General features: G+C 46.6%; 9 protein-coding genes. All 9 read left to right on the top strand.

Translation table 11 applies throughout. The features are described 5' to 3' along the window. Positions 1-846 (top strand): hypothetical protein (locus WC317_07925; protein MFA5340054.1); only part of this gene is annotated, 846 nt, incomplete at its 5' end. A 13-nt stretch (positions 847-859) separates the two neighbouring features. Beyond that, complete coding sequence (locus tag WC317_07920; GenBank protein ID MFA5340053.1) at positions 860-1,885, top strand: Gfo/Idh/MocA family oxidoreductase; 1,026 nt, start codon at positions 860-862, stop codon at positions 1,883-1,885. Positions 1,886-2,043: 158 nt separating this feature from the next. Beyond that, a complete protein-coding gene (locus tag WC317_07915) occupies positions 2,044-2,772 on the top strand; it encodes a class I SAM-dependent methyltransferase (protein ID MFA5340052.1) in 729 nt (242 codons plus the stop codon). Beyond that, positions 2,760-4,130 (top strand): DegT/DnrJ/EryC1/StrS family aminotransferase, encoded by a 1,371-nt coding sequence (locus WC317_07910; protein MFA5340051.1) that lies wholly within the window; start codon positions 2,760-2,762, stop codon positions 4,128-4,130. Before WC317_07915 ends, WC317_07910 begins: the two co-directional genes overlap by 13 nt. After that, on the top strand, positions 4,124-4,855 hold the full coding sequence (locus tag WC317_07905) for an acylneuraminate cytidylyltransferase family protein (protein MFA5340050.1): 732 nt from the start codon (positions 4,124-4,126) through the stop codon (positions 4,853-4,855). The genes WC317_07910 and WC317_07905 overlap by 7 nt, the downstream gene beginning before the upstream one ends. Before the next feature lie 7 nt (positions 4,856-4,862). After that, a complete protein-coding gene (locus WC317_07900; GenBank protein ID MFA5340049.1) occupies positions 4,863-6,371 on the top strand; it encodes a radical SAM protein in 1,509 nt (502 codons plus the stop codon). Between the two features lie 2 nt (positions 6,372-6,373). Then, complete coding sequence (locus tag WC317_07895; protein ID MFA5340048.1) at positions 6,374-7,165, top strand: aldolase/citrate lyase family protein; 792 nt, start codon at positions 6,374-6,376, stop codon at positions 7,163-7,165. After that, positions 7,162-8,445, top strand: coding sequence for a CDP-glycerol glycerophosphotransferase family protein (locus tag WC317_07890; GenBank protein ID MFA5340047.1), 1,284 nt, complete (start codon positions 7,162-7,164; stop codon positions 8,443-8,445). The genes WC317_07895 and WC317_07890 overlap by 4 nt, the downstream gene beginning before the upstream one ends. Further along, positions 8,442-9,357 (top strand): hypothetical protein (locus tag WC317_07885; GenBank protein MFA5340046.1); only part of this gene is annotated, 916 nt, incomplete at its 3' end. The genes WC317_07890 and WC317_07885, both read left to right, overlap by 4 nt.

The following is a 9,357-nucleotide window of genomic DNA, read 5'->3' as shown; positions in this document are numbered from 1 at the left end:
TTCCATTGGTCTAACTATCCCTTTCGGATGAAACCCTCGCACCTCTTTCCGTTCCACGTATTTTTTGAATGGGGCAGAATATTCGAAAAATTTTTGCCGGTGGAAGACGGCATCTGCGATTACTGGCTTCCTTCGGGATTGTGGATTTATAAAGATGAGGACGATTTAAGTGAAATAGAAAAGCGGCTAAAAGGCCTTGAATTCACATTCGCCATATTCGACTCAAGCGCCGCGCACAATGTCCATCAGACCCCGTCGGCGCTTTCACGGTTCTATCTGCTTCTTTTGGATCTCCTTGAAAAAAATGTTTCATGGGGGGCGGTCGTGAAGAGCAAAAGCGGGGGTATTGACAGCCTCCTGGCTCTTCCGAACGGCCATGATATAGCGCGCAGGTTCCGGTCGCTCATGGAGGCGAACAGGGTTTTTTTCCTAAAGAGCCGGTTATCTCCCGCAACAGCCGCGGCCCTTACAGACGTATCGGTCTGCTTCGGCTTGAATTCCGCGGGCATTGTGGCTGGGGTGCATGGCCACAAAGCTTTACATTGGGACTGTTCCGGATGGCTAAAACACCCGTTTTACAATGATCCCGGCCAGAAATTCATATTTAAGACGCTTGATGACCTGGAAAATGCCATTATCCGGGCAAGCGAAGGCGACAGCTCGATAGGCGATTTCTCGAAATGGAGACAGCCATTCAACCATTTCGATGATTTCAATGCGGATAAAAGGGTCGGCGCATTCGTGCAGGACATAATGGACATGAGCTTAAAAACAGATAAAGCGCGGGATATACTGGACTTTGCGGCGAAGAGGTATATAGAAAGGAATGGAATAAGCGTTGTCTAAAGGACAGGCATTGATGCCGGTGTTCAAGGCGGGGGTTATCGGTTTAGGGAATATAGGTTTCAAATTTAACCTGGACACGAAGAGAAAAAATACATGGAGCCACGTCTCGGCATATGATAAATGCAGTCAAGCCGAACTTGCAGGGGCTGTAGATATTGATAAAAAACAGCGGGATCAGTTCGGGCGATATTTCGGGAGTGTACCTGTTTTTGAAAATGTCAGTCAACTTTTTAAAAATTTGCCGGTTGATATTATTTCCATCTGCACGCCGACAGCAAGCCATTATCCTGTTTTAAGAGAAGTAATATCCCATCCCGTCAAAGCCATTTTTTGCGAGAAGCCTTTGGCATCGGATATACATCAGGCGCGTGAGATGGTGAGGATGTGCAAGGAGAGGGGCATACTGCTTGCGGTTAACCACGGCCGCAGGTGGCAAAGTAATTATCTATGCGCCAGGCAGATGATCCTTGATAAAAAGATCGGAAAGGTCAAGGCCGTGACCGCTCTTTACCCTGGCCGGATATTCAATATAGGTTCCCACATCCTTGACGCCATAAGGATGCTGGTACCGCATGATGCGAAAACCGTGTCTGGCATTTCTTTTGATCCGGACAATCCGGACCCGTCTATTTCCGGGTGGATCGAATTCAGCGAAAATATTCCGTGCGCTCTGGTGGCTACGGGGAAGCGGGAAGACCTGGTAGTAGAGATGGATATTATCGGCGACCAAGGGAGGATCAAGCTGCTGGAAAACGGAAATAAGATCGAATACTATTCTTTTTCTGAAAGTAATAGGTATTCCGGATATAGAGAATTAAAGCCAAGCCCATTTGACAAACCAAGGCAAAATGATGGTTTGGTAGATGCGGTTGACGAAATTTGCACGGCCCTTAGGAATAAAAAGAATAAAATTCAGTGCTCGGGCGAAGACGGTTTGGCGGCCCTGGTCCTGGTCCGGGCCATGCTGGAGTCGGCAAGACGTAACGGTCAGCCCATAAAACTGGAAAAGAAATACGCCTTAAGCGGGATTACCGGATGAAGGATAATTGTCCATTTTGCCATAGCAGCGACGTTCATCTTTATAAAAAAGGCCAAAAGACCCGAAGCGGAAATCTCCGGGATGTTTATAAATGCGGAAGATGCTCGGCGATCTACCCTTATCCTAAGATGAACAAGGCGGAGTCTTCCGAGTATCTTATGAACTCTTTAACCAATCGGAGCGACTTTAAATTCGAGGATCCGACGGGCGCTGTCAGCGGTCGTGATTTTCTCGTTAAGATAGCGAAGAAATATACTAAATGCTCCGGGAACGCGCTCGATATAGGGACTTTTAGCGGGAGATTTTGTTTTATCCTCGGTTCGCTTGGCTTTAAGGCGTACGGCATCGAGCCGCAAAAAAATGCCGTAGAATCCGCGAAAAAGTACGGATTGGAAGTCTTCTGGGGATCGTTCCCGGATACTGTGCCGCAGGAAATTCTCCGTAGAAAATACGATCTCGTATCCGCGTTGGATTCAATATATTATGTCGATGACATCGAAAAGACTTTGCGGATTATAAACGGCATATTAAGCGATGATGGTCTCTTGCTCATAAAGTGCCACCAGGGATATTCGCGTTATTATTATGATGAAACCCATTCATATTTTTTAAGGTGCGGGGATAATGTCCAGTGGATTTCGACGGTCGAATCGCTGCGGTATTACCTGCGACTGGCGGGTTTTAAAATCGTGAAGATTTTCGGGGAAAACCCGACAGAGCTGTTACCTTTTGGGCTGGGCCGCATAAAAAACGCTTTTTTAAGAAAGGCAATCTATAAGATCTACAATATTACGATGCTCGAATGCACATCGTTAGATATCAAGAGAGCCGATCGCTTGGTAGTATTAGCTAAAAAAACAGGAAAGGCAGATATATGTCACAATTAGCGTTATTCGGCGGCACTCCGGTACGTAAAAAGCCTTTTATGTCGCCGGTTATAATTGACGGGGATGAACGCCGGTACGTCAACAAGGTCCTTAAGGACAAAGAGCTCTCGCGGTTCATGGGAAGCCCTTCAAAGGATATCAAGAGCCTCCTGGTGATGGGTTCGGTTGAAGCCGAGAAGCACGAAGGCCAATATTTTAGTTTTTTAGGAGGCAAAATGGTGCGGAAGTTCGAAGCCGCATTTGCACGACGGTTCAAGGTCCCGTTTGCTATCTCCGTCAACTCTGCCACGTCGGGACTTGTTTCCGCATTGGGGGCGTGCGGTATGGGGCCCGGAGACGAGGTTATTACTACCGGCATGTCATTTAACGCTACGGCGCTGAGTATCCTCGGCATGAACTCGATCCCGGTATTTGTTGATGTAGATCCAAACACATTTTGTTTGGATCCTGAAAAGATCAAACGGGCTCTGACTTCAAAGACAAAGGCGATATTAGTAGTGCACCTTTTGGGGCGGGCGGCCGATATGGATTCGATCATGCGGATCGCGAAGGCGCGCCGACTTAAAGTCATTGAAGATTGCGCGCAGGCTCCCGGTACGAAATATAAAGGTAAGTATGTCGGGACGATCGGGGATTTGGGCGTATTTAGTTTTCAGGAGACGAAGAACATCACTACGGGCGAAGGCGGAATGGTCGTTACAAAGGACCCGGCCATGGCTAAACGCGTCCGTCTTATAAGGAATCACGGAGAATCGATCCCTGACGCATCATGGGGCAAGGATGATCTTGTGAATATAGTAGGCATGAATTACCGGATGACAGAGCTGACTGCCGCCGTCGGCGTCGCCCAACTCAAGAAATTAGACAAGAATAACCGTATTCGCACCGAAAACGCGAGTTTTCTTATCAAATCTTTGGAGCATTTCCAGGGAATACGGGTCCCGCGCCATGAAAAGGGCGTAGTTCCCCACGTTTTAGCAATGTGTTATGACGCGCATGCCACGGGCGTTGAAAGAAGCAATATTTTAGCCGCCTTGAGGGCTGAAGGCATCCCGGTCGGTTCAGGATACCTGAAGACGATGTATGAGAACCCGATATTCCTGAAAAAAGTCGCGTATGGGCTCAATAACTGTCCGTGGTCATGCCATAGCTATCGCCGCAAAATACAATATAAGCAGGGCGATTGTCCGGTTGCAGAGGAACTTTTGAGCGAAAGTTTTATATGGTTCTATCATATTAACCGCCCGAATACGCGCCATGATATGGAAGACGTGGTCAAGGCATTTAAGAAGGTCTACGATAACCTTTATGCTTTGCGAAACTATAAATCAAATAGCGAGGTACGGTATAAATGGTAAAAGGGAAGGATGGGAAGAGCGGCATGATCGGCGTTATTCACGCCAGGGGAGGGTCTAAAAGGGTGCCTTTTAAGAACATAGCTCTCTTAGGAGGCAAACCGCTTGTTTCTTATATGATCAAGGCGGCCCTTGGCAGCAAGTATTTAAACAGGGTTATTGTCTCGACCGACCACCCGGAGATCAAGAGGATATCCCTGGAATATGGCGCAGAAGTCCCGTTTACCCGCCCCCCTAAGCTTGCCGAAGATTGTCCGTCAGAATGGGTTACGCGGCATGCGGTTGAGTTCGTAGAAGCCCAAGAGGGGGGGAAGATCGATATTGTAGTAACTATGCAGCCCACCGCTCCTTTTTGTACGGGATACGATATCGATCGATGCGTGGAGTTGTTATTAAATGATCCGGATATAACCTCTGCTTTCTCCGCTAAGGTAATAACGGAGAGGCCGGAATGGATGTTTTTATTTAAGGAGAACAGCCGCGCAGACCTTTTTTTAAAAGGAGAAATAAAAGGCGGGAGGGGGATTTCCCAGGAATTGCCCAAACTGGCCATACCGAACGGCGGAATATACGCCACCAGAAGAGACACCCTATTCGACGAAGGCGTCATTATCTCTAAACGGACAGCCGTCCATATCATGCCGTTTGAAAAATCTGTCGACATAGATGAAGCAATAGACCTGGAATTTGCCAATCTATTGATGAAAAAACAGGCACAAAATAAATAGAGATCGAATGAAGAAAAAAGAAATTATTTTAGTTTGCCCGGATACAAATGAGACGCTGGACAGGGTAATGCCATCCTTAAGTCTTCTGGCGGTTGCCGCTCCCCTGGTGAATGATTATAACGTCACTATTATTGATGTCCGGGTAGATAAGGAATATGAAAAAAAGATATTCCCGCTCCTCGAGGACGCAGTCGCGGTCGGTTTCACCTGTATGACCGGCCCCCAGATAAAGAGCGCGATCACTTTAGCGCGGAGCATTAAGGAGAAATATCCGGCGATGCCGTTGGTATGGGGAGGGTGGCACCCTTCGATCCTCCCGGAACAGACGGCGAGCGCCCCTTATGTGGATATCGTGGTGAGAGGGCAGGGAGAGGTTACTTTTTGTGAGTTGATCAAACAAATAGAAACGGGAGGGCCCTTAGACGGCGTGGAAGGGGTCACCTTTAAAAAGGACGGCAAGATAATAAACAACCCTCCCAGGCAGATGCACGATCTGGACAGTTTTCCTTACCTGCCGTACCACTTGCTTGATTTAAAGAAATATCCCGGAAGGAGAAAAACGCCCCAGGAAGTGTCTATTCCGTTCCGGGCTACGCAGGGTTGCCCTTGGAGGTGCGCATATTGCGCTGACCCGCTTGTTTTCAAAAGAAAATGGAAAGGGATGCGAGCCCCGCGCATAGTGTCCGAGATAGAGGATCTGATAAAGAAATACAGGGTTAACGATATCCGTTTTATCGATGATACCTTCGTGGTAAACGAACAATATATAAAAGAATTTTGCGAGGAGGTTTTGAGAAGGAACCTTACCTTTGAGTGGGTAGCCTGCGCGCGGATCGGGACGATCGCGAAGATGTCCGATGAAACGCTTAAATTGATCAAGCGATCGGGTTGCATACTTCTTCACCCCGGGGTGGAGGTGGCTACCCAAGAGATGCTTAACCTGATACAAAAGGACGAGAAGATAGAGGATCTCTATGTGTGCGCCGAAAAATTAGCGAAGGCAGGTATCAGCGCACTGTACAGTTTCATGGTCGCTTTCCCGGGAGAACCGAAGGATTCGATTTCAAACACCTTTAAGATAATAAAACGCTTAAAACAGATAAATCCTAATAATGTCTGTCCTGTTAATTTCTATATGCCTTATCCCGGCAATGACCTGTACCCAAGATGCATTGAGTACGGTTTTAGGCCTCCGCAGAAACTGGCCGATTGGGGAGATTTTAATACCAGATTCGGCAACTCTACTCCTTGGGTAACTGCACGGCAAAAATTTGAAGTATTGCGCAAAGACAGGTACTATTTTCCGGCAGCCTTTCCTTCCGAGACGCTGCTGGGAAAGATGGAATCAAAGAGTATATGGCGGTTCGTGTACCGTGGCTTTCATAGAGTTGCAAAATTCAGGGTCGAGAATGATTGGTATGGCCTGGGGATAGATTGGTGGCTTTTGTTTGCCTATTGGAAATTCTGGCAGTATTTTAACCGCAGGTTGCCGTTGCACAACGTAATGTTCCGTTAGCCATGCTTAAATTGATGCTTTTTACAAATGACATCCATCTTGCCCGGACTGCCCAAAAGGCCGGGGTAGACCGGATAGTGATAGATCTGGAAGTGCGCGCAAAGGAGGAACGCCAAAACGGTTATCATCTCGAATGCAATTACCATACGATCGAAGACCTGAGGTTGATGAAGAATACTGTCGATATTCCTGTAGTATGCAGGATCAATCCTATTAACGAAAACAGTAAAGATGAAATTAATGAAGTTATCGCATCCAGTGCGGATATTCTGATGTTGCCTATGTTTAGGGGCGCCGAAGAAGTGGAAGAATTTATCCGCTTGGTCGGCGGCCGCTCCGCGACAAGTCTCCTTTTGGAGACGAAAGAGGCGGCGGAGAATGCGGAAAAGATCGCGAAATTGGGATTTAATGAAGTATATATCGGCCTAAATGATCTGGCCATATCCTACGGCAAGGGTTTTGCCTATGAGTTGTTGCTGGAGGATTTGCTTGATAACTTGCGTGATATATTCAAAAATAAACCTTTTGGATTCGGAGGGATCACGATTTTAGGGAAAGGAGCCCCTTTGCCGACGCATTTGATCTTGAGAGAATTATCCCGTTTGCGCGCTGATTTCGCGATCATCCGCAGGGCATTTAAAAAAGATATCATCGGCCGCGACATCACTGAAGAGGTTAAAAAGATAAAATCCGAATATGAAGTGCTGTCGCTGCGCAGCCAGAAGCAAGCGCTGGCCGACCGATCGGATACTTTAAAATTTATGAAGGAAATACCGGTTACTAATTTAAGATGAAGAAAAGAATCTTATTTGTGACATATGGAGGCGGGCACGTAAATCTGCTAATCCCCTTAATCAAGAGATTTAAGGCAGAAGGCAAATACGACCTGTCGATCCTGGGTTTATCAGTGGCGCATACTGTCTTAAAAAGAGAGGGTATTCCTTATAAGACATACAATGATTATTTCGATCCTCGCCTGGACCGGGATATCATTCCTCTCGGCGAAAAACTGGCGGACATGTGGCACATTGACGGACTTGGTTTTTCGCGCCGGGATTCCGTAAAATATTTTGGCTTTTGCATGAGAGATCTGATACGGTCGAAGGGAAAGGAACGGGCATGGTCATTAATAAAGAAGAACGGGAGAAAAGCTTTTTTGCCGGTCTATATCATGGAGCGTATTATTGAGCAGGAAAAACCGGATCTTTTGGTGACCGGTATTTGCCCCCGGTCTGAACGCGCCGCCATTGAAGTGTGCCGTAAGAAGAAAATACCCAGTATCGCCTGTAATGATTACCTGGCTACCGAGAAAAGGCACCATATACGGGCGGATGTCATAACAGCAATGTGCGAGATAACCAAAATAAACCTGGTGAAGTCCGGGCATGACCCGAAAAAAGTAATGGTAGTGGGCCAACCCGCGCTAGACCATATTCTCGGTAATAACAGGCGCTTAAAAAAAGACGCTATCCTGAAAAAGCTGGGAATTCCCAAAAACAGGCGGATAGTTGTTTTGGCTACGCAGCCTAAAAATAGGTCAAGCTTTCCCGTTGGGGAAAGAATGCTTAAAAAGACCGCGGAAGCGCTTTTGAGCATGTCAGACAGCAAGAGGTACCATTTGGTGGTTAAACCGCATCCTTGCGAAGGGCTTCAGGAATATAAAGATCTGCTGCAAAGTTACGAAGGAAAGCTCAATTACACCCTTACTGACACTGACGTGCGCCATTTGATAAAAATTTCAGATGTAATGATAACATTTTTTTCGACGGTAGGCTTTGAATCAGTACTCATGGGCAAGCCCCTTATTCAACTTAACTTGACCAGACGGAAGAACCCGGTGCCGCTTTTTAAATATGGGGTTTCAGTAGAGGCAAGGTCGGCCTTCGAGCTCAAAGCTCTTCTTGAACAAATAATCGAGCGTTCAGAATTGAAAAGGAAATTCGCAAAAAACAGGGAACGGTATTTTCATGGGGTCATTGACGGAAACGGGACCCGCCGGGTGGCAGCCTTGATGCGCGGTATTTTAAACCATGGCGTGCGATCGATATATATAGGAAATCAGGAAATTAAATGAGCGCTGGCAGCAAAATATCGAAAGAAAGAAACGCCAGGGCGTTGTGGTTAGAAAAACTAAGCGTACTGGATGTGATCACGGCAGGCTTATTGCGGCCCTTTTCTAACCGTGTGGTATATTACGGCGCCGGAGGTGAATCTGTTTTTGCCCATGCGATCCTTGATTTGATGAAGCAGTATAATATTAGCTTAAAGGTATTTCCCGTAAATTTGTCTTTAGAGAAGGAGCGTCCGGACGGGCAGACACTGGAATATAAGGTAAGTGAAGATATGCTTTTGCTAGGCGAGAGATCCCTTGATGTCTATGCTGGCGGCAGGCCTTTAAGGTTGAAGAATGCCATCAACTGCTATATAGCAGAGACGCTGCGCGAAAGGATAGCATTTGCAGTTATCGTTGGATCTAGAGCAAAATCAATGCGGAATAAGAACCATGTCATAAGATTTGAACGGTATTCTATGAATAAAATGCTATGCCGGCTTTACGAGGAAAGAGGTTTTATAGTCAAAGAGTCTTTGGGCTTGGCTGGATATATGCGGGACGTAAAGACGATATTAAGTTTGGTGAAAAACACCGTAAAATCAAAACTGATACCCGTCCGGCCTACATCCAATATTGCCGACATAAAACCATCGATATGGATACAACATGACCAGGAGAGCAGCATTGATCTGGCATTTTGGAAGAGCAGTATGGCCAACACATTTTTTGATGTCGTCTACTACATGGACAGAGGCTATATCCCCGTTCCGGCCAAAGTAACAGCTGAGATAAAAAATAACAAGATTCTGTGGGTCGACGCCCACCTAGGGTCAATAGCGTCAAATATCAGCATCCCGATGCTGACGGCGCTTGCCAAAGATCTGTTCAAGCGGGACACCCGGCCATTTTGGTTGAAAATATTCGATTTTGAAT

Source organism: Candidatus Omnitrophota bacterium (genome assembly GCA_041653595.1).
In the GTDB taxonomy this organism is placed as follows: Bacteria; Omnitrophota; Gorgyraeia; order Pluralincolimonadales; family Pluralincolimonadaceae; genus Pluralincolimonas.
The sequence above is the reverse complement of the archived record's forward strand: the minus strand, read 5'-3'. Positions and strand labels throughout refer to the sequence as shown.